Raw genomic sequence first — 19632 nt, 5'->3', positions numbered from 1 at the left:
CCGTTGCCTGTGAGCGATGTTGCGAGCGCTTACGCTTCAAAAAACATGCACAATAGCCGCCATGCACGCTCCAGACCTCGAACGCCTCGTCACCCTCGCCATGCCCTTCGGCAAGTACAAAGGCCGGCTGATCGCCGACCTGCCAGGGCACTACCTCAACTGGTTCGCCCGCGAGGGGTTTCCGCCAGGCGAGATTGGCCGGCTCCTTGCCTTGATGCAGGAGATGGATCATAACGGCTTGCGCGATCTGCTAGAGCCGTTACGCAAACGCGGTTAGCGTTTCGCCTTATTCAATTCGAATTTTCGAATGCGCCGCTTTAAAGCCGGCATTGAGAAGACATGACCGCTTCTTTCCCGACCCGATAAAAAATTCCGATAACGATGCTTCACCGCGAGCCGTGATCGATTAAAGAAATCAATTCGTATGAATATTGACCAGAGAGAGGTGAGCGGACTACCCTGAACTGGCAAACACCTACTAAGCGCTTGATTCATCGGCCTTCAATCGGACGGCATCAACGCGAAGTGAGCTGGCGTAGTCAGCCGATGCGGTGAACCGATGAAGCGAGATATGCGTTTAGCGTAGTCGTTGATTTCCAGCGATCGAGGCTAACAACCATGAATTCTCTCGACATTCAGGAAAGCATTCGCGAAGTCAACCTGTCTTACCTCATGCTGGCGCAGCGCCTGTTGCGCGAGGATCGTGCAATCGGCATGTTCCGCCTGGGCCTGGCGGCCGAAATTGCCGATATTCTGGTCGGCCTGTCACTGGCGCAGGTCATCAAGCTGGCCGCGTCGGACCATCTGCTGTGCGCATTCCGCTTCAACGATCAGATGCTGCTGTCCGCCCTGACGCAGCCGGCGAAACACGTCGAGATCGCGTCCACTCATGCTGCCATCCTGATGGCAGGTCACCCTGTCGAACTTCTCGTCTAAGCGCGATTCGTCATGAATACAATGACCCGAAAGAGCGTCACCGAAGACGCACAAGAAGTATTTCGCGCAATCGCACTCATCGAACTCGGGGCGCGCATGCAAGTGCTCGAAAGCGAGTTGTCGCTCTCGCGCGACCGGCTGATCCGCCTTTACCGCGAATTGCGCGGCGTGTCCCCGCCCAAGGGCATGCTGCCTTTCTCGGCGGACTGGTACATGCCCTGGCTGCCCAATATCCACGCGTCGCTGTTCTTCAACACGTATCTGTTTCTGAGGAAGGAAGCGAGCTGCTCGCATCTCGATGCGCTCACCAAGGGTTATCGGCTCTATCTGGAGCACTGCACGCGCACCGAAGCCATGCCCGTGCTCGATCTGACGCGCGCCTGGACGCTGGTGCGCTTCTTCGAGGCCGAAATGCTGCAACTGACGCCTTGTTGCCGCTGCACGGGCAAATTCGTGGCGCACAAGCACGACCTGCAGAAGGGCGTCGTGTGCGGCGCGTGCCAGCCGCCGTCGCGCGCAGGTAAAACGAGAAAGGCGGCGCGCGCGGTGGTGGAAGCGATTGCGGCGGCCACCGAGGTGGATACGGCCGCGGTGGCAGGCGACGAGGTGGCCGTCCAGGCAGCGTGAGCACGATATGAGCACGACTACCCAGGGAAAACCCTGACTCCAACTTGGCCGGCGTAGGTCGATATCGCGGATATTCGTGTGATTCACACACGCCGGGAGCCATCGATGAAAGTCCGTATGTTTATCGCCGTAGCCGTCTGTGCTGCAACGTGTGTGGGCGCTTCGTCGGCGTTCGCGGGCGCATCGACGGCATTGTCCGACGACGACAGCAGCACCGTATTCTCATCGGTCAAATTGACCTCATTGCAGGACATCGGCGGCAACGCGAAAATCAGCGCCCCGACGGCCTCGGTAGGCGCCGACGTATTGCGCGGCGCGAGCGGCAATGTCGGCGTGAATCTGGCGGCGGGCGCGCTCAACGCGCAGGCGAATCAGCTCGTTCTGGCCACCACGTCTCAAGCGGACATCGTCTCGCAACAAAGCACGCATGCCGTCGTGCAGTTGATCGCCGGCAGCGCGAGCGCGTCGCTCGGCGCGGGCGCGCTTGCTGGCGCGAGTGGAAATATCGGCATCAATATCGCCGCCGGCGCGGGTAATGCGCAGTCCAATGCATTGATCGTGCATTGAATCGCAGTCGGGTGGTCGGACGATCGCGCTTTAGCAGAATCCCGTTCGCAGGGCCTGTTCCCAATCCGGCCGCTCATTCGACGCGGCCACTTTCGCGGCCTCGTTCCAGTCGTAATTGACGGCTCTACATTTCGCACTCCAATGCGAAGCGTGCTTCGTGACGATCGCATAACGGGCATGCGGAGAGCCCGCTTCCATGCGATGCGGGTACGGATGATCGTCTTCATAGGCCGGCAGTCCAACGCTGCCGGGATTCACGATCAGCCGTCCGTCATTGAGCCTCATCGATCGTTGCAGGTGCGTGTGCCCGCATAGAATCAGCGCCGCCTGAACGTCGCCCGCGCGGCTCTCGACCTCGGCGTGCGTCGCGAACCGGCAACCGCCTGGCGTCACGGTCTCCAGGAAATAGTCGAGATCGCTTGTGGGCGTGCCATGTACGAGCAAAACGTCGTCGACGGGTCTGAGCGTGGCGGGCAAATCGCGCAGCCAGGCGAGTTGATCGTCACGCAACGCAAAGTGCGCAAAGCGATCGGACGGTCCCATACGTGAAGGATCGCCGGCCAGCAGCTGGCGTTCGTGATTGCCCCTGATCGTCGGCAGGCGCAGCGACATCAGCCGGTCAGCCGTTTGCGATGGGTAAAGCGCGCCAGAGAGGATATCGCCAAGATTGACGATCAGATCGACGCCCTGACTGCGCGCGTCATCCAATACGGCATCGAGCGCCGCGAGATTGCCGTGGATATCGGAAATGGCTGCGATTTTCATGGAATGAATGGGCTCAGGCCTTTAAATCCGGAACAAGACAATTGTCATTGATGCGTCACCGGATGTCGAATGCATGGCTTAACCGAAGACGCAAACCAAACGACAACCAGCCAATTTCGCGCTTACAACCGTAAGCAGAAATGTTATCGTTTGAAAAATGCTTCCGGGAACGCCAGAAAAACGGCGCAAAATAAATAACGCCAGACTTGCGCAATGAATACATTGAGACCGCGTTATGAGCCGCATGACGCGATTGCCGCACAAAAACTATCAGAGCGGGTGAACCCGAATTTTGTCTGGGCATCGGTCATCCTGACCGCTGTACTCATCGCCTTCGATATGGTGGCCGCCAGGGTCACAGGATTTGAAATCATCATATCGGACCAATGGGAACCGATTGCCATCACCCTGCTTTGCGTTGTCATTCTGTTCGCAATCAGCGAGATAGACCGATACGCTGTCCTGAGTCGAGCAGCAAGACTTCGACGCTGGGCCATCGCTCTGTTTAGCCTTACCGTCATGAGAATCTTTCTCGCCGCTTCGATGGTTTTCCAGTCTCTCTCGGTTGCGGCGAATGCGCCACTGATCGATGATGTGCTCATTGGCCTTGATCAGCACATCGGCTTTCACTGGGATCAGCTGGCAGCCTGGTATGCAAGGCACGATCACGTCAAATTCTTCTCGAATTGCGTGTATATCCTCTGGGGACCGCAAGTCGCATTCACGGTGATCGTTTTATCGATGAAAAATCGAATTCGTGATTTAACGGATTTTATTTTTCTGTTTGTTGTGGTCACATCGATATCCATCACCCTGTCGGCATTCATCCCCGCGGCGAATCCGTTCTTTCACTACAGGATGGTCGATCTCTACGGTTCGACGCCATGGTCTCAGTTCTATCCCTTGAGAGACGGCACGCTGCGCAGCGTCGATCTGGGTTTGAACGAGGGCCTTGTGTCGTTTCCGTCCATGCACGCGGCGGCCGCGGTCCTGTTTGTCTATGCAGTGCGACACCTCAAATACTGCTTTGCCGTGTCTATCGTAGTGAATGTGTTGATGACGTTCGCGGCGCTTTACGGCGGCGCTCATTATCTTGTCGACCTGATTGCTGGACTGGCGCTTTCGGTGGGTGTCATCTGCGCGGCCCGATGGTTTGATCGGAAGAATGAATCGATGCCCGGCTGAACGTCGCATCTGACGTTTCAGGCGCACGCACGCACACGCAACCCCCTCGGCAGAAATTCTTTATGCTCTGGCAAAGTCCCCAGCAGAGCCTAACAACGAATTGACCAATGAGGGTTCCATGTCAGATCGACCGGGTTCCAAGGATTCCAATGGCGCTGCGCGTTCGCTGATCCTGATCGCCGCCATCGTTGTGGTCATCGTGGGCGCGTTCGCCTATACCGCCGGCTGGCTAACGCCTGGGCGCATCACGCCCGCCAGGGTCGTCAACGGTCTCGCGCCGCCGGGCGGCCCGGCGCTCGGCTTCCGGCGCAATCACGCCAAGGGCATCTGCTTCACCGGCACGTTCGAGGCTAATGGCGCCGGCGCCGCGCTTTCCAAAGCGCCGATGTTCGCTGCCGGGTCGTATCCGGTCACGGGCCGCTTCAACCTGGCCACCGCCGACGCCAAAGCCGCCGACGCCACCGTGCGCGTGCGCGGCATGAGCCTGCGCATCGTCACCCCCGACGGCAGCGACTGGCGCTCGGCCATGATCGACGCACCGTTCTTCCCCGTCGCCACGCCCCAGGCCTTCTACGCGCTGCTCCAGGCCGCCGGCAACAAGAGCGACCCGGACGCCATGAAAAACTTCATCGCCGCGCATCCTGAATTCGCGGCCTTTGGCGCATGGGCCGGCAGCGCACCGTGGACGGCCTCCTACTCGCAGGAGCGCTACAACAGTCTCAACAGTTTCGTATTCACCAATGCACAAGGCGAAGACCACGTGGTGCGCTGGTCCTTCGTGCCCGCGCAGACGCCGGAGGCGGTCTCGCCCGATGCGCTCAAGCAGCGCGGCGCCGATTTCCTCGCCACCGACATCACCGATCGCGTGCATGCCGGGCCGCAGCGCTGGACCATGGTGGTCACCGTGGCCGACGCGGGCGACCCCACTGCCGACCCCAGCAAAGCCTGGCCGGACGATCGCCGCAAGGTGGAAGCGGGCACACTGGTGGTCAACGCGATCGAGCCGGAGCCGGATGGTCCCTGCCGCGATCTGAACTTCGATCCCACGGTTTTGCCGGCCGGTATCCACGTTTCCGACGATCCCTTCCCCGCCGCGCGCTCGGCTGCCTATTCGGTCTCGTTCAACCGCCGCACTGCGGAGGACAAGGACTATCCGCACACGCCTGCCGAAGGAGCGAAGCCATGACGCCAAGCCAAGCCACTGAAGCGCGCTTTTCGCCGCTGCAACGCGCCCTGCACTGGATCATGGCGATCTGCATCCTGTCGATGCTGTTTATCGGCGTGGGCATGGTGTCGACCATCCGGCCCGATTACCTCACGCTCGTGTCGATCCACAAGCCGCTTGGGATTGTCATCCTGATCCTGGCGCTGATCCGTCTGGTCACGCGGCTTGTCAAAGGCGCGCCAGCGCTGCCGGCCGACATGCCCGAACCGATGAAACTGGCCGCGCATCTCTCGCATCTGGTCTTTTACGCGCTGATGATCGCGCTGCCGCTGATCGGCTGGGGCATGCTCTCGGCGGCGGATTATCCGGTTGTGGCGGCCGGCATCCGCCTGCCGGCGATCCTGCCCCATAGCAATGAACTGCATTCACTGCTATGGAACGCGCACCGGTTCCTCGCGCTGTGCTTCTTCGCGCTGATCGTTGTGCATCTGGCGGCGGCCTTGTTTCACGCGCTGGTGCGGCGCGACGGCGTGTTCCAGGCGATGTCGCCGTGGCGTTGACGCGTACCAGCGCAGCCTGATTCGATTTAAGGGGCGGATTCAATCCGCCCCTTTCGTTTTAGTCGCATGCTCAACGCGAGCCGCGATTGTTTTCTCTGACGCAACTCTGATTTCGTTCTATTGGCATTGTCTTTCGATAGCAACGTTCTAAACTGCCTCCATCGCAATTGCGACGCGCTGAAGACAGGTGCTTCGCCAGATTGCTGCTTAATCCGGAGGTGAAGTCATGTTGCAAGTCTTCGAAGGCGCCGCAGCCATTGCCGCTCTGAGCCTTTATCTGATTCCGTCCATCGAGGCCGACGCGCGCAATCACAGCGACGCGCTGGCGATCACGCTGGTCAATATCCTGCTGGGCTGGACGATCGTCGGCTGGTTCGCGGCACGCGCCTGGGCGCATCGCCGTCAGGACGATCGACTGCTCGCGCGGGCTGGCCGCAAATTCCGCAGCGCCGCCGGCCGCATCACGAGCCAGAAGATCGTCGAACACGTGAAGCTGCGCGCAATCCAGGAATGCCGTGATAAAACGGCCCGCAATCGCCGCATTGCGACCAACCTTTGCTCATAACACTCCGGGCGGCGATGTGCCGCTCTGTTTTAATTTTTACCCGCGTTTCCCCAGATTGTTCCTCAATACGAAGTTAAAAATGCAGTCGAATACCCCGTTGTCGAAGTCACCCCGTACCTTTTTCCGCCTGATTGCCTCGCTGTTCGCCACCGCCTCGGTGTTATCGGCGTGCGCGTCGGCAGGCGACGTCACCGCCACCGGCAAGGATGGCGTCTATATGGTGACCGCCTCCGCAGCCGGCGGAAGTCTCGCCTGGGCGCGCGCTCACCGCCGTGCACAGGCCGAAGCCACTGATTACTGCGCAGCACGCGGCATGCAGACGAGCTTTAACACCGAAAGCCGGCAAGGCGTGGTCGCGCTCGCCGAACAGGATTCCGTGCTGCGCTTCCAGTGCAATCCGAAGTTTTAAAGCGAGCGCTTGATCGCCTGCTCCAGCAGCGACAGACCCAGATCGATTTCCGCCTCGCTCACCGTCAGCGGCGGCGCGATGCGGAACACGCCGCCCATGCCCGGCAGTTGCACAATGTTCATACTCAGGCCGAGGTTCATGCATTCGCGCGTGATCTTCGCGCCCAGTCCATCGGCGGGCGCCTTGGTGCGGCGGTCCTTGACCACCTCCATGCCGAGCAGCAAGCCGCGCCCGCGCACGTCGCCGATGCAATCGAAACGTTCCATCAGATCGAGCAGCCCACGTCGCAGTCGATCGCCCATCACGTTGGCCCGCTCGACCAACCCTTCGCGCGCCACCACGTCCAGCACCCGCAGACCCACCGCCGCCGGCAGCGGATCGGACACATGCGTCGTGTAGAACAGATAACCGCGCTCGTGGGCCAGTTCTTCGATCTGCGCGGACGTCACCACCGCCGCCAGCGGCAAACCCGCGCCCAAGGTCTTGGATAGCGTGAGCATGTCGGGCGTGACGCCGTCGCGCTCGAAGGCAAACATCGTCCCGGTACGGCCCACGCCCGTTTGCGCTTCATCGAGAATCAGCAGCATGCCGCGCTCTTCGCATTTGCGCTTGAGCGCCGCCAGATAGCCCGGCGGCAAATCGATGATGCCGCCCGAACTCAGAATCGGCTCGGCGATAAAGGCCGCGAGATTGCCGCTCGACTGGCGGTCGATCAGATCGAATGCGTAATCGAGTTCGGCGAGATAGTCGTACGCGCCCTCACTGCCAAAGCGCGGCCGGTAGGTGAACGGCGCGGGAATCGCGAACGAGCCCACGGCCGCCGGGCCCACGCCTTTGCGTCCCGCGCTGTAAGTCGCCGACGCCGCCGCGCCCGTCATGCCATGCCACGACTGCGCAAAGCCCACGATTTCGTATTTGCCGGTGACGAGCTTCGCCATGCGGATGGCGGCCTCGTTCGATTCCGCGCCGGTGCTCAGCAGCAACGCACGGTCGAGCCCGGGCGGCGTGATATCGGCCAGACGCGTGGCGAGATCGACCACGGGCCGCGAAAGCATGCCGCTAAAGAGGTGATCGAGCCGCGCCGCGTACTCCTGGATCACCGCGACGATCTCCGGATGGCTGTGGCCCAGCACCGCGCTCATCTGGCCCGACGTGAAATCGAGGATCGGACGATCGTCGGCGTCATAGACGAAACTGCCTTGCGCACGCTCGATGATCATCGGCTCAAAGGTCCCGCCGTAGCGGATCAGATGCTGTCTGGCGTTGTGCCAGAAAGTTGCGTCGTCGTTGCGGGACACCGTGCTTCTCCTCGTGGGTAACTCGTGAATTGGCGGCATGCCTTGCAGTCTAGGACGCGCTCAGCATTTACAAAATCGAATAGTATTAATGGGAGCTAGAAGCCGCGCTAATATCGAGGCCCAACGGGTGAGACTTGACATGAGCCGCATACTCGAAATCGACCTGCTGCGTTCGTTTGCCGTGATTGCCGAGGTGCGCGCGCTCAGCCGCGCCGCGGAACGCGTAGGCCGTACGCAATCCGCCCTGAGTCAGCAGATGAAGCGGCTCGAATCCATCGTCGATCAACCGCTGTTTCAGCGCACCGGTCGCGGGGTGGTGCTCACGCATCCGGGCGAGCGGCTGCTGGTGCACGCGCAGCGCATGCTGCGCCTACATGACGAAGCGATGGCCGACCTGAGCGGCACGGGGCTGACCGGCAGCCTGCGCTTCGGCTGCCCCGACGACTACGCCACCGTGTTTTTACCCGCGCTGCTGCGCCAGTTTTCGAGCCAGCATCCGCATGCGCTGGTGGAGGTGGTGTGCGCGCCAACGCCCAGACTGCTCGACCTGCTGGACAAACGCGCGGTCGATCTGGCGATGGTGTCGCTGCCCGACGCCGCACCGGGCGAAGAATTGATTCGACGCGAGCAACTGGTGTGGATCGGCTATCCGGGTCTCGATCCGGCGCACTTCGATCCCTTGCCGCTGGCGCTTTCCGATGCGGACACGCTCGACCATATCGCCGCCTGCGAAGCGCTCAAGGACGCGGGCCGGGCGTGGCGGATCGCCTGCGCGAGCAGCAGTCTGTCCGGCATGATCGCTTTGGTGCGCGCGGGCCAGGCATTCGCGGTGATGACGCAGACGGCCGTGCCGCCCGATCTCGCCAACCTCAACGGCGATCCCGCGCTGCCGCCCTTGCCCGCCGTGGGCATCACCGTGAAATTCAGCCGCAAGCGGCCGTCGCAACTGGCGGCGGCTTTCGCGGAACATATCCGCGCGGTATTGCCCGTCCTCTGAGCACCCGCTTATTTCCCGCCGATTGCCACGGGCGCGGCGATCGCATCCACCTTCACGGCGTGCGGAATCAGATGCTGGGCCGCGAATACATCGGCGACGCGCTGCTGGCTCGCGAGTATCGGCGTATCGAGCGGCACGATCCCAAAGCGCGAACGTGCGAGAAAGCTCGTGACGACGACGGGCGGCACACCCGTTTCGCGCGCAATCAATTGCGCGGTTTCGTCGCGATGCGCGCTTACCCACGCATCGCCATCGGCGACCGCGCGCAACACCGTTTCGACGATATCGCGGTGACCGTGCACGAAGTCCGGCGCGCCCAGAAAGAAGCTATACGGCTGCGGAATTCCCGATGCGTAATCGGCGAGCGTACGCGTGGGCTCGGCGGCCTGGACCACCGCGAGATACGGATCCCAGATCGCCCAGGCATCGACGTGACCGCTGTCGAACGCCGCACGCGCATCGGCGGGCGAAAGGAACACGGGCTTGACGTCTTCATAGCGCAGCCCCGCCTGCGCGAGCGCGGCCACCAGCAGATAGTGCGAACTGGAGCCGCGCGCGAGCGCCACCGTATGGCCCTTGAGATCGGCCACGCGCTTGAGCGGCGAACCCGCACGCACGATCAACGCTTCGTTATGCGGCCCGGCGGGTTCCGCCGCCAGATAGACCACGCGGCTACCCGCAGCCTGCGCAAAAATCGGCGGCGGCGCACCCGTATAGCCGATGTCGATCGCGCCAGCGTTCATCGCTTCGAGCAACGGCGGTCCGGCGGGAAACTCGGTCCAGCGCACCGCATAGCCTTTGGCCGCCAGCGCGCTGTCCAGCGTACCGCGCGCCTTGAGCAGCGTGAGCGGCGTGCCCTTCTGATAGCCGATATTCAGCACCGCTTCAGCCGATGCCGTCATCGGTGCGACAAGTGCGCACGACGCCGTGAGCGCAGTGAATAGCGCGGCGATGCGTACGCGCGAAAACGCTTTGATGAACAACTGCATAATCGCTGCCCCTCGATAAAAGTCAGAAAAAGTCCTTGCGCAACTGAATGCCGAAGTAGCGGTCCGCATCGCGCGGCACGCCAATCGTTACGTATCCCGATCCTGTCGCCATCACGCTCACATAGGATTTGTCGAGCAGGTTCTTGCCGATCAACGCGACACGCCAGCCGTTATCGAAATTCAGCGCCACGCTTGCATTGAGAATGCCGTACGCGCCCTGGATGGTATTCGGCGACTGCGCGAGGTCGTATTGCACGCGGCTTTGCCAGAAGTAATTCGCGTACAACTCAAGCTCCGGGCCGATGGGCAGCGGATGACGATAATCGGCGGATATATTGGCCTTGAAGGTCGGCGAGAACGGCAGCGTTTTGCCATTGACGTTGCAGCTTGCCTGCGCGCCGACGGGGCAATTGAATTCGTCGATATGCGCGTCGGTGAACGCCAGGCCGCCGGTGAGACTCAAGCCGCGCAGCGGTCGCGCGCCCAGATCCAGTTCGACGCCGCGCGTCGATACCGTGCCCGCATTGATGAGCCGCGTGACCACCTGCCCGGCCACCGTGTCGTAATAATTTGCCTGGTAGTTCTGATAATGCGTGTCGTACAGCGCGATATTGGCGGTGTAACGATGGTCGGGCGTCTGCATCTTCGCACCGATCTCGTACGAATTCGACTCTTCGGGACGCAGCGCGGGCGTATCGCGCTGCTGCATGTTGAAGAACACGTTGAAGGCCGGCCCCTTGTAGCCATGCGAGTACATCGCATAGAGCATGACGTCGCGGGTGAGATCGAACTCCAGGCCCGCGCGTCCCGACACGCCATTCGCGCTCGTCCAGCCCGACGACGCAAACGAGGGATTGATGCCCGACACCGCTGCAGCGGAAGTCGAGGTGCGCTCGAAATCATAGCCCACTTCATCGTGCGTGACGCGCAGGCCCGTGATGGCGCGCAGACGATCGCTCAGGTGAAACGTGCCTTCGCCATAAGCCGCGAAGCTATTGGTGAGCGTGCCGAACAACGCGTCGCCGGTTGTGTGCGTGAGCGTGGACGAACCCGCGTAGCAGGGCGTGAGGCCGCTCACGATGCTCGCCGAGGTCGAGTTCGTGCAGGTCGTCACGGCGCGGTTGTAGTGCTCGTTGTCCTGCGTATGCAGCGCGTAGACACCGGCGACATAGTCGAAGAAGCCACCCTTCGGCGACGCCAGTCGCAGTTCCTGCGATAGCTGCGTAAAGCCCAGATCGCCGCGATCGTTCGAACTGGGAATCTGCTGATAGACCTGCGGAACCCAGGCTTCGTCGGTACGTTGACGATTGAGCCATTGGCGGTAAGCCGAAATCGAGGACAACGTGTAGCCGCCGCCCAGTTTCCAGTCGACTTGCGCGGAAACGCCCCAGTTGGTGTCTTCTACCGAAGGCCCATAGGGATAGTTGACTTCACGGTTCTGCAGGCTCGGCACGACCGGCGAAAGCGCAGCGGTGTAGATCGGATTGGTCGCCTTGCCGATCACGCCAGCCGCGTACGAATCGTGCGCGTACATGTAGTCGGCGATGATCGTCGCTTTCACATTGCTGCTGGGCGTGAACACGAACTTCGAGCGAAATCCCTTATGGTTATAGCCGTTGATCTCCTCGCCGTTGTAGACGTTTTTGACGTTGCCGTCGTAGCGACCATAAAGCGCGGTGAACGAGCCCGTGAGCAAACCTGGCAGCAACGTGCCTTCCACGCCTGCACGCACGCGCTGCTCACCGCCTTGATAGAACTGCGTATCGATATAGCCGGTCGGTTGTTTTGCCGGATCGCGTGTGACGATGTTGATGACGCCTGCCGTTGCGTTCTTGCCGAACAGCGTGCCCTGCGGGCCGCGCAGCACTTCCACGTGATCGACGTCCAGCAGATCGAGCGTTGCCTGGCCGGGGCGTGCGTAGACCACGCCGTCGATCACGGTGGACACCGAAGGCTCCACGCCCGGCGAAGTCGAATTGGTCCCCACGCCACGGATCGTCAACGTGGTGTCCTTGCTCGACAGCGAAGGCTTGAAGGTCAGTTCGGGCACCGCCGTGACGAGCGACTGCACGGTGTTGTTGCCCGCGCGCTCCATTTCCGCGCCGCTGACCACGGTGAGCGCGATGGGGACTTTTTGCGCGGATTCGTTGCGGCGCGTAGCCGTGACAGTGACCGTCGGCAATTCGGTGGGCCTTTGCGCGGAGGCCGACGATGCAGCTAAGGCAGGCGCGGCTTGATCGGCGCGATCGGCGCGATCGGTGCTATTGGTGTTGTCGGCTGCGTGGGCCGACGTGACAGTCGCGACGCAAAGAGCGCCCACGATGAGTGTCTGGCGCGTGAGCGGCGTGCGAATGTCATTCATGTGGTTATTGTTCACGTTGAGTTTTATTGTTCTGCGGTGTTTTGAATTACGTGGGGCTCATCGTTCGCGCACGGGCCGCTGCAATCCCAGGTGATCGCGCAACGTCTCCCCTCGATATGCTGTCCGAAATAATCCACGGCGACGCAGTTCGGGGACGACAAGATCGCAAAAGCGTTCCAGCCCGCCGGGCAGATCGGCGGCCATGATGTTGAAGCCGTCTGCAGCGCCGTTCTCGAACCAGTGCTGCATCTCGTCAGCCACGCTTTGCGGCGTGCCGACCAGCGTGAAATGCCCGCGCCCGCCCGCGATGCGCAGATAGAGCTGGCGCACCGTGAGCCGTTCACTGCCTGCAATGCTGGTGAGTAACTGCTGTCGGCTGCGTTGCCCGCTGTCGGTCATCGGCAGATCGGGCAGGGGCGCATCCAGATCGACGCCGCTCAGATCGAAATTGCCGATCATCCGCGCGAGCAGTGCGAGACCGGCTTCCGGATGCACCAATGCCTGAAGTTCCGCCTCACGCGAACGCGCCTCTTCCAGCGTAGGCGCAACAATCACCGAGAGTCCCGGCATGATCTTGAGCGAATCGCGCTTGCGTCCCGCCGCCACGACGCGCTGCTTGAGATCGCGATAGAAAGCCTGCGCGGTGTCGAAACTGGCTTGCGCCGTGAATACGACCTCCGCTGTACGCGCCGCCAGCTCACGCCCCCGCTCCGATGACCCCGCTTGGACGACCACCGGCCAGCCTTGCGGCGCGCGCGCCACATTCAACGGACCATCGACGCAGAAGTGCTCGCCACGATGCAGCGGCATGCGCAGCGTTGCCGCGTCGTAGTATTGGCCGCTGCGCTTGTCGCGCACGAAACTCGCATCGTCCCAGCTGTCCCAAAGCGCGGTCACCACGCGATAGAACTCCTCGGCGCGCGCGTAACGATCGACATGGCTGTAATGCTCGGCCCGCCCGAAATTGCCTGCTTCCGCCGCGTTGTCGGTCGTCACGAGATTCCACCCTGCCCGACCGCTGCTGATGTGATCGAGCGAGGCGAACTTGCGCGCAATGTGATACGGCTCGTTGTAGCTGGTAGTTGCCGTGCCAATGAGACCGATACGTTGCGTCGTCACCGCCAGCGCGGGGAGCAATGTCAGCGGATCAAGGCGGTCGGCGCGGGCCACGCGATCCGCACCGGCGCCCGTGTTGGCCGCCACGCTGTCCGCTACGAATAACGCATCGAAGCATGCCGCTTCGGCCAGCTGCGCGAGCCGGATCCACGCGTGGATATCGAGACCCGCGTCGGCCTGCACCTCGTCGAGACGCCAGGCCGCGAGGTGGTGGCCCGTTTCCATCAGGAACGCGCCCAGATGCATCTCACGTTTCATCGAACTCCTCATTAATTCCGTAGATTCCATCCGACAAAGCCGGCATTGCGACGTCGTCCGCTTTAACAACGATTTTGCGCATCACGCAGACCGCGTTCGTAGCGCTGGTCGGATCGAGCGGTTAGCGCTAACATTGGCGGCAGTTTCCTTTGCCCGGCGCGCCGGCGTCAAATAACGAAATCGGCAGAACATATGCGGAATACGGCTAAACACGCAGCAGACGAAGAACCGCACACGCGGCTGCGGCGCAACTCGGGACGTGTCACGCTGCGTGATGTAGCGGACCACCTGGGTATTTCGCAGATCAGCGTTTCGCGCTATTTTCAGGATCCCGAACGTATCTCCGAGGCGCTACGCGAGCGCATTGCACAAGCCGTCGCGCAACTGGGTTATGTACCGAATCTGGTGGCGGGCGGCCTCGCGTCCGCGCATAGCCGGGTGATCGGCATGGTGATACCCAATATCTCCGGGCCAATTTTCGCTGCCACGATCCAGAGCTTCAGCGATGCCGTCACGGCGCACGGCTATCAACTGCTGCTGGCGTCCAGCTATTTTTCGAGCGAGCAGGAAGAAAATGCCGTGCGTGGACTGCTGGGGTGGTCACCGGCAGCGCTCGTGTTGACCTCGCATTTCCACACTCAGGCAACCGAGGCAATGCTCGCGCGCACCAGCGTGCCCGTGATCGAGACATGGGACTATCAGCCGCGCCGCAAGCCATGGCAGGTGGGTTTCTCTCATCCGGAAGTAGGTCGAATGGCGGCGCGGCATTTGCTGGAACGCGGCTATCGGCGCATTGCCTTCGTGCAGAACAGCGCAGCGGGCGACTTCAGCGCGCTGGAGCGCCGCGACGGCTTCGCTGAAGTGATGCGCGAGCATGGCCGCGAGCCGCGCTTCTATGTGCCAACGGAAGCCCAGCCAGCACACGCGGGACGCGAGGCGCTCTTCGCGCTGCTCGACGGCCCCGAGCCCGCCGATGCGATCGTGTTCGCCAACGACAATCTGGCCTCGGGCGCCCTGCTCGCAGCGCAGCGCGCGGGCGTCGCGGTGCCGGGGCGCGTGGCGCTGATGGGATTTGGCGACTTTCCGTTCTCGGAAATGCTCACGCCGGGGCTGACCACGATCCGCCCACCCGCAAGGCAGATGGGCATGCTGGCCGCGGAACTGATCTTCGCGCGGCTCGACGCCTCGCAAGCCGGCAAGGAACGCGCTGGCGCCGTGCGGCGGCCGAAAGCACTGGCGTGCGAGCTGATTGTGCGCGAGAGCACCTGACGGAGCTGGGCAAAAGCGTCCCGGCGAGCATTCCGATTGCGGCGGTATACTTCGCAAAGCCTGTTCAACCTTGCGCCAGCATTGCCATCGCACCCTGATTCATGAGCGACTACGTCCACTACCAGCAGATATCCGAGGTGCCCGGCCTCGTGCTGAGTACCGCGCGCTTCGCCGAATTCAGCTTCGATCGGCACTTCCACCTGGACTTTCACGTGGGACTCGTGAGCGAGGGCGTCCAGCGTCAAGGCAGCCATGGCAAAAGCGTGTTGCTGGGTCCCGGTACGATCGCCCTGATGCCGCCTGGTGAGATTCACGACGGTGTGGCCCAGGACGGCGGCGAATACACACTCAAGACCTTCCGGCTATCGCAGGAACTGGTCGCCAGCGTGGCCGGCGAAATTAGCGGCCGGTCGGGCGCGCCCGAACTCAGCAGCGCGGTGCTGAACGACCCGCGGCTCGCAAGCAGCCTTGTACGCCTGCACGACACGATGCGCGATAACGACGGCGCGAGCGGCCTCGACGTGCAGACGCAGTGGCTCACGTTGCTGGAAAACCTGCTGCTCCAGTCTCGCGCCATCGTGCCCGAGCGCGTGCCCGGTGCGCTCGGGCCGGCCCAATGGGGCCGCGTACGCGATTACTGCCACAGCCGTCTCGCTGAAAAAATCACCCTCGAAGAATTGGCCTCCCTATGCGGACTCGGCCGCTTCCAGTTCCTCAAGCAATTCAAGCTGACCATCGGCATGACGCCGCATGCATGGCTGCTGCGCCTGCGGCTCGAACATGCCTGCGAACTGCTGCTGCAAGGCTCGCAGGCCATTGCCACGGTCGCTCAGGCCGTTGGCTTCTACGATCAGAGCCATTTCAATCGCGCATTCCGCCAGGCCTATGGCGTCGCGCCCTCGCGCTTTCGCGCCTGATATTCCTCGTCCGTGGCTGGAGCGCTTGCATCGCACGCGTCAATTTTTTACAAGCGCTCTGCCCCTCGTCCGACATACGATGCCCGCATCCGGGGCATTCGCCCCTGCCGAGTTAGGGAAATGACCATGACGAGCAATAACAGGGCGCCAGCCCTGGGTTTCACGAGCGACAACATTGCGGGCGCATCGCCCGAAGTCATCGAAGCACTGGTGGCCGCGAGCGCGGGACAGGCCAACCCCTATGGCGCGGACCCCTATACGGCAAGCGTCGAGCGCCGACTGTGCGAGATCTTCGAGCGCGAAGTGGACGTGCTGCTGGTCCCTACCGGCACGGCCGCCAATGCGCTGTGTCTGAGCGCGATGACGCCGCCCTGGGGCAACATTTATTGCCACGCGTCCAGCCACATCAATAACGACGAATGCGGCGCGCCTGCGTTCTATACCAACGGCGCGAAGCTCGTGACGGTTGAAGGCGAGGCGGCGAAGATGGATCCGGCAAAACTGCTGGAAGCGGCACGTGCAAAAGTCGGCGATGTGCATTCGACGCAACCCGCGTGCGCGAGCATCACGCAGGCCACCGAAGAAGGCAGCGTCTATACGCTCGGCGAAATCGAGGCAATCGGCGATGCGTGCAAGGCCGCGAATATACGGCTGCATATGGATGGATCGCGTTTTGCGAATGCGCTCGTGTCACAGGGCTGTACGCCTGCGGAGATGACGTGGAAAGCGGGTGTGCATGCGCTTTCGCTAGGCGCTACGAAGAATGGCGTGCTTGCGGCTGAGGCGATTGTGCTGTTCGACCGGTCGTTAGCCGATGAGTTGGCGTTTCGTCGCAAACGCGCGGGTCACCTGTTTTCGAAGATGCGGTTTCTGGCGGCGCAGATCGATGCCTATCTGAAGGATGATTTGTGGTTAAGGAATGCACGTCAGGCGAATGCGGCTGCCCTGCGGCTTACGCAAGGGCTGGCTGGGATGGATGGGGTTGAGGTTTTAGGGGCGCCCGAGGCAAATATTGTGTTTTGCAAGTTGCCGGATGCGTTGATAAAGGCGCTGCTTGACGCGGGATTCCGGTTCTATCACGACCGCTGGGGAAAGGGCATTGTGCGGTTTGTGACGGCGTTTTCGACTACGTTTGAGGATGTGGATGGGTTGGTGGAGCAGGCGCGGACTGCGTAAGCGGCACAGGCGTGATTTCGTCGCCGCGCCCAGCGTATTGAAACGCGTCTGTTAGCGCTGCGATTTCGCTTTCGCAGGCCGCGAAGTTTCAAATCGAGAGCGGCACGCAGGCCGGTGGCCGCGCTCACTGTCCTGACTGCTCGCTCTCCGACACGTTTCCAGAACCCTCCGACCGCTCCGCTCACCTACCCAGAATCCGGGACTCGGACTCGCCTACGATCACAATTTCGGTGCGCCGGTTCCTCGCCTGCCCCTCAGGCGTATCGTTGCTCGCAACGGGATGATCGTAGGCAAGACCCTTTGTCGTGACCCGCGAGTTGGCGATACCCCGCGCCTCAAGCGCGTCGGCAACGGTCGTGGCGCGTGCTTTGGATAACTGCATGTTGTACTCACGCGTGCCGACATTGTCCGTATGCCCTTCGACGATGACCGGCTTGTCGCTGCGCTTGAGCAGCACGACCGCACGGGAAATTGCAGGTGTCGAATCCGCCCGGAGGTCGGACTTGTCGAAATCGAATAGCACCTTTTCCGGCAGGCGTAATTCCACGCCGTTCGGACCTTGCATCACCTCGATACCGGTGGCCTGATTTAGCGCGATCTCATGGCTGCGGTCCAGCCCCGAGCACGCAGAAAGGAGCGCGAGCACACCAATCCCGGTCCCAAGCGAAAACAGTTTCTTCAAGTGGCTCTCCTTCAGAAAGCGGGGCGTGCGATATACGTTCGGATCGCCATACCCCGCAGATTGCAGCTAAGTGCGTCGATCACCCCTGCCTGTTGGCTGCCGTTGACGATGCCGAACTGGCCGGTACGGCCTGCTGCGGCGCTTCGTGTCTGACCGGTTGCGGATCGGCACCGACCAACACGAGTTCATTGCCGTTGACCTCGATCTTCACAGGGTCCGTTTTCTTCCACTGTTTTTTGGGAATGGCGAGTTTCCAGATCCTGCTTGGCACCGGTTCGCGGAAGAACGCAACTACGCCCACGAGTTGAGCGTCGGTGTTCATCGGTTCGGCAAGACTTGCACTCGCGTCTGGCCGCAGCACGACATCTTTCGTGGCCAGGAGGTCTGCCTTGAGCAGATTCAGATCGTCCGACTGCAACTGGCGATAGGTCAGTTGTGAGAAGGTCGTGGCGTCCTTCAACTGGTAAAACCTCACCACCGTCGAAAGGGATTGTCCCTGCGCATCCGCATTGATCAATGCACGCGCGCTGAGGTCCACGTTCATGGTCTTGACCTGGGTCGTGAAGGCCCACTTCGCAGCACTCACGGTGCTGTCGCCGACTGCCTGAGCCACACCGCATCCTGCTGTCACGACGGCAGCCAGTATTGCGATCGCGAGAACTGCATGCTGTATCGCACGTTTCCTGTTTGTGCTCATTGAGAGACTCCCCTGTTTCTTTTGCTGTTTGTCATGCGCCTGTTTCCCCTGCTCCATTCCAGCGACCGAGTTGCACGCGCGTGACGCCTGTGACGCCAGCCTGCCCAGCAGCCACAGACCGGTGCGGGGTTTCCAGCTGAGCCGTAAAGCCCAGATTGGCCTGACGTGGCTCAAGCGTAGGTTGTGGCATGAGATCGGCGCGCACATGCATCTCCAGATCCGCCTCGCTCTCGTAGCCCAGATAGAACCGCAACAGCGCCGTGACTTCGCAGTGAACGGCCTGGCCCGGTACGAGCGACAGCACCGTTTCGCGCAGCGTCGGCGTGATCACGACCCGGACTACATTCGCGCGGTCGTAGAACCCGCGCCCCAGCAGGCACTGCTCGCCGAGCGCGGCCGGTTCAAAATCATTCACTTCACGCCAGACCGGATGGAATTCCTCGACCACGATTGAAGCGTCCGGCACGGCATGCCGCAACACGCCTGCCAGCCCTTCTGCCGTACGCGTCCTCTGCATGGCGAGGCCAAGCATGGACAGCAGCCGGCGTTTGTCCGCCACTTTTGTGAGTCGCTGCCGCGCGCCGGTGAGCGTCCCTGCTTCGCTACCTGCTACGGAGGACGTGGCGCCTCGCATGGAGGTACTGAAGCCGAAGCCCGCAAAGCTGAGCAGATAGCGCGATACCGGATCCGTGCCGTCCCGGCGGAAGCCGACCGGGTACCGGTACTTGCGCGCGACACGGTAGTACTGCGTAATGATGCGGTGATGAAAGAGGTCAAGGAACGCCGCCAGCGACTCGGCCCCGTCGCGGTTTTGTGCAACCTCGTCGACGAAATACGCGGGCATGCGCGCATCCACGCCGTAGAACCCCAGAAACGTAGTGATCACGGACGGCGGCCCGCCCGGATTGTCGGGGTCGTACCGAACCGCGTCGATCTCCCGGCCCGGAAACCCCAGTTGTGCACGCGAGCGAAACCGCACGGGCTCCCCAGCAGGCGAGTCCGTGGTGCCGAACGGTGGCATGTCAGGCGCCGCCAGTTCGAGCAGTTCGCAGAAGCGGATGAAGTTCATCCGCGACGCCTGACCTAGCAGCG

At 61.9% G+C, this 19632-nt stretch carries 21 protein-coding genes; 13 read left to right on the top strand and 8 right to left on the bottom strand.

All coding sequences use genetic code 11. The features are described from left to right. Positions 1-61 precede the first annotated feature (61 nt). From F3J17_RS02655 to F3J17_RS02640, 4 genes are all read left to right on the top strand, one after another. Entirely contained in the window at positions 62-277 is a 216-nt protein-coding gene (locus F3J17_RS02655; RefSeq protein ID WP_167053495.1) for a DUF3820 family protein, read from the top strand. A gap of 341 nt (positions 278-618) precedes the next feature. Continuing rightward, positions 619-936, top strand: coding sequence for a flagellar transcriptional regulator FlhD (flhD, locus tag F3J17_RS02650; protein ID WP_167053494.1), 318 nt, complete (start codon positions 619-621; stop codon positions 934-936). A 21-nt stretch (positions 937-957) separates the two neighbouring features. Next, positions 958-1563 (top strand): flagellar transcriptional regulator FlhC, encoded by a 606-nt coding sequence (flhC, locus tag F3J17_RS02645; protein ID WP_167054452.1) that lies wholly within the window; start codon positions 958-960, stop codon positions 1561-1563. A gap of 105 nt (positions 1564-1668) precedes the next feature. Further along, entirely contained in the window at positions 1669-2130 is a 462-nt protein-coding gene (locus F3J17_RS02640) for a hypothetical protein (protein WP_167053492.1), read from the top strand. Positions 2131-2160: 30 nt separating this feature from the next. On the opposite strand, the gene F3J17_RS02635 is transcribed toward F3J17_RS02640, so the two are convergent. Continuing rightward, on the bottom strand, positions 2161-2895 hold the full coding sequence (locus tag F3J17_RS02635) for a metallophosphoesterase family protein (RefSeq protein ID WP_167053490.1): 735 nt from the start codon (positions 2893-2895) through the stop codon (positions 2161-2163). 213 nt (positions 2896-3108) lie between these two features. On the opposite strand from F3J17_RS02635, the gene F3J17_RS02630 reads away from it, so the two are divergent. The 5 genes from F3J17_RS02630 (at position 3109) to F3J17_RS02610 (ending at position 6779) form a co-directional block, all read left to right on the top strand. Then, on the top strand, positions 3109-4080 hold the full coding sequence (locus F3J17_RS02630; RefSeq protein WP_167053488.1) for a phosphatase PAP2 family protein: 972 nt from the start codon (positions 3109-3111) through the stop codon (positions 4078-4080). A gap of 118 nt (positions 4081-4198) precedes the next feature. Continuing rightward, positions 4199-5266: a catalase family peroxidase gene (locus F3J17_RS02625; RefSeq protein ID WP_167053486.1), complete on the top strand. Its 1068-nt coding sequence runs from the start codon at positions 4199-4201 to the stop codon at positions 5264-5266. Next, a complete protein-coding gene (locus F3J17_RS02620) occupies positions 5263-5805 on the top strand; it encodes a cytochrome b (RefSeq protein WP_167053484.1) in 543 nt (180 codons plus the stop codon). The genes F3J17_RS02625 and F3J17_RS02620 overlap by 4 nt, the downstream gene beginning before the upstream one ends. Before the next feature lie 226 nt (positions 5806-6031). Next, the gene (locus F3J17_RS02615) at positions 6032-6370 is read left to right on the top strand and encodes a superinfection immunity protein (RefSeq protein WP_167053482.1); all 339 of its coding nucleotides are present in this window, start codon (positions 6032-6034) and stop codon (positions 6368-6370) included. A 79-nt stretch (positions 6371-6449) separates the two neighbouring features. Further along, positions 6450-6779: a hypothetical protein gene (locus F3J17_RS02610; protein ID WP_240160728.1), complete on the top strand. Its 330-nt coding sequence runs from the start codon at positions 6450-6452 to the stop codon at positions 6777-6779. Here the strand turns inward: F3J17_RS02610 and F3J17_RS02605 are convergent. Beyond that, the gene (locus F3J17_RS02605) at positions 6776-8077 is read right to left on the bottom strand and encodes an aspartate aminotransferase family protein (protein ID WP_167053480.1); all 1302 of its coding nucleotides are present in this window, start codon (positions 8075-8077) and stop codon (positions 6776-6778) included. The two genes, F3J17_RS02610 and F3J17_RS02605, sit on opposite strands and share 4 nt — an antisense overlap. A gap of 139 nt (positions 8078-8216) precedes the next feature. On the opposite strand from F3J17_RS02605, the gene F3J17_RS02600 reads away from it, so the two are divergent. Further along, positions 8217-9074, top strand: a complete 858-nt coding sequence (locus F3J17_RS02600) for a LysR family transcriptional regulator (RefSeq protein ID WP_167053478.1) — start codon at positions 8217-8219, stop codon at positions 9072-9074. Positions 9075-9082: 8 nt separating this feature from the next. On the opposite strand, the gene F3J17_RS02595 is transcribed toward F3J17_RS02600, so the two are convergent. Genes F3J17_RS02595 through F3J17_RS02585 form a run of 3 tightly spaced genes read right to left on the bottom strand, consistent with a single transcriptional unit; the run spans position 9083 to position 13799 of the window. Further along, entirely contained in the window at positions 9083-10063 is a 981-nt protein-coding gene (locus F3J17_RS02595; RefSeq protein ID WP_240160727.1) for an aliphatic sulfonate ABC transporter substrate-binding protein, read from the bottom strand. 22 nt (positions 10064-10085) lie between these two features. After that, positions 10086-12425, bottom strand: coding sequence for a TonB-dependent receptor (locus F3J17_RS02590; protein ID WP_167053476.1), 2340 nt, complete (start codon positions 12423-12425; stop codon positions 10086-10088). Between the two features lie 57 nt (positions 12426-12482). Next, complete coding sequence (locus tag F3J17_RS02585) at positions 12483-13799, bottom strand: NtaA/DmoA family FMN-dependent monooxygenase (RefSeq protein ID WP_167053474.1); 1317 nt, start codon at positions 13797-13799, stop codon at positions 12483-12485. Between the two features lie 192 nt (positions 13800-13991). Here F3J17_RS02585 and F3J17_RS02580 point away from each other — a divergent pair, with 192 nt between their 5' ends. The 3 genes from F3J17_RS02580 (at position 13992) to F3J17_RS02570 (ending at position 17161) form a co-directional block, all read left to right on the top strand. Next, positions 13992-15068, top strand: coding sequence for a LacI family DNA-binding transcriptional regulator (locus F3J17_RS02580; RefSeq protein WP_167053472.1), 1077 nt, complete (start codon positions 13992-13994; stop codon positions 15066-15068). Positions 15069-15169: 101 nt separating this feature from the next. Continuing rightward, positions 15170-15985, top strand: a complete 816-nt coding sequence (locus tag F3J17_RS02575; RefSeq protein WP_167053470.1) for an AraC family transcriptional regulator — start codon at positions 15170-15172, stop codon at positions 15983-15985. 126 nt (positions 15986-16111) lie between these two features. Then, positions 16112-17161, top strand: a complete 1050-nt coding sequence (locus F3J17_RS02570; protein WP_167053468.1) for a low specificity L-threonine aldolase — start codon at positions 16112-16114, stop codon at positions 17159-17161. 181 nt (positions 17162-17342) lie between these two features. On the opposite strand, the gene F3J17_RS02565 is transcribed toward F3J17_RS02570, so the two are convergent. The 3 genes from F3J17_RS02565 to tssG all read right to left on the bottom strand — a co-directional run bounded on the left by F3J17_RS02565 (position 17343) and on the right by tssG (position 19609). Then, the gene (locus tag F3J17_RS02565) at positions 17343-17843 is read right to left on the bottom strand and encodes an OmpA family protein (RefSeq protein WP_240160726.1); all 501 of its coding nucleotides are present in this window, start codon (positions 17841-17843) and stop codon (positions 17343-17345) included. A gap of 79 nt (positions 17844-17922) precedes the next feature. Continuing rightward, complete coding sequence (gene tssJ, locus F3J17_RS02560) at positions 17923-18540, bottom strand: type VI secretion system lipoprotein TssJ (RefSeq protein WP_167053466.1); 618 nt, start codon at positions 18538-18540, stop codon at positions 17923-17925. Positions 18541-18571: 31 nt separating this feature from the next. Beyond that, positions 18572-19609: a type VI secretion system baseplate subunit TssG gene (gene tssG, locus F3J17_RS02555; RefSeq protein WP_240160725.1), complete on the bottom strand. Its 1038-nt coding sequence runs from the start codon at positions 19607-19609 to the stop codon at positions 18572-18574. Between the last annotated feature and the right edge of the window lie 23 nt (positions 19610-19632).

This window comes from Burkholderia sp. Ax-1719, assembly GCF_011753055.1.
In the GTDB taxonomy this organism is placed as follows: Bacteria; Pseudomonadota; Gammaproteobacteria; order Burkholderiales; family Burkholderiaceae; genus Paraburkholderia.
Note: the sequence above shows the minus strand (reverse complement) of the source record. Positions and strands in the feature narration are given on the sequence as shown.

Bases quoted from the DNA above. Each gene is read 5' to 3' on its own strand.
- F3J17_RS02655 (WP_167053495.1), top strand. From the start codon at position 62: ATGCACGCTCCAGACCTCGAACGCCTCGTCACCCTCGCCATGCCCTTC.
- flhD (WP_167053494.1), top strand. From the start codon at position 619: ATGAATTCTCTCGACATTCAGGAAAGCATTCGCGAAGTCAACCTGTCT.
- flhC (WP_167054452.1), top strand. From the start codon at position 958: ATGACCCGAAAGAGCGTCACCGAAGACGCACAAGAAGTATTTCGCGCA.
- F3J17_RS02640 (WP_167053492.1), top strand. From the start codon at position 1,669: ATGAAAGTCCGTATGTTTATCGCCGTAGCCGTCTGTGCTGCAACGTGT.
- F3J17_RS02635 (WP_167053490.1), bottom strand. From the start codon at position 2,895: ATGAAAATCGCAGCCATTTCCGATATCCACGGCAATCTCGCGGCGCTC.
- F3J17_RS02630 (WP_167053488.1), top strand. From the start codon at position 3,109: ATGAATACATTGAGACCGCGTTATGAGCCGCATGACGCGATTGCCGCA.
- F3J17_RS02625 (WP_167053486.1), top strand. From the start codon at position 4,199: ATGTCAGATCGACCGGGTTCCAAGGATTCCAATGGCGCTGCGCGTTCG.
- F3J17_RS02620 (WP_167053484.1), top strand. From the start codon at position 5,263: ATGACGCCAAGCCAAGCCACTGAAGCGCGCTTTTCGCCGCTGCAACGC.
- F3J17_RS02615 (WP_167053482.1), top strand. From the start codon at position 6,032: ATGTTGCAAGTCTTCGAAGGCGCCGCAGCCATTGCCGCTCTGAGCCTT.
- F3J17_RS02610 (WP_240160728.1), top strand. From the start codon at position 6,450: ATGCAGTCGAATACCCCGTTGTCGAAGTCACCCCGTACCTTTTTCCGC.
- F3J17_RS02600 (WP_167053478.1), top strand. From the start codon at position 8,217: ATGAGCCGCATACTCGAAATCGACCTGCTGCGTTCGTTTGCCGTGATT.
- F3J17_RS02595 (WP_240160727.1), bottom strand. From the start codon at position 10,063: ATGCAGTTGTTCATCAAAGCGTTTTCGCGCGTACGCATCGCCGCGCTA.
- F3J17_RS02590 (WP_167053476.1), bottom strand. From the start codon at position 12,425: ATGAATGACATTCGCACGCCGCTCACGCGCCAGACACTCATCGTGGGC.
- F3J17_RS02585 (WP_167053474.1), bottom strand. From the start codon at position 13,799: ATGAAACGTGAGATGCATCTGGGCGCGTTCCTGATGGAAACGGGCCAC.
- F3J17_RS02580 (WP_167053472.1), top strand. From the start codon at position 13,992: ATGCGGAATACGGCTAAACACGCAGCAGACGAAGAACCGCACACGCGG.
- F3J17_RS02575 (WP_167053470.1), top strand. From the start codon at position 15,170: ATGAGCGACTACGTCCACTACCAGCAGATATCCGAGGTGCCCGGCCTC.
- F3J17_RS02570 (WP_167053468.1), top strand. From the start codon at position 16,112: ATGACGAGCAATAACAGGGCGCCAGCCCTGGGTTTCACGAGCGACAAC.
- tssJ (WP_167053466.1), bottom strand. From the start codon at position 18,540: ATGAGCACAAACAGGAAACGTGCGATACAGCATGCAGTTCTCGCGATC.
- tssG (WP_240160725.1), bottom strand. From the start codon at position 19,609: ATGAACTTCATCCGCTTCTGCGAACTGCTCGAACTGGCGGCGCCTGAC.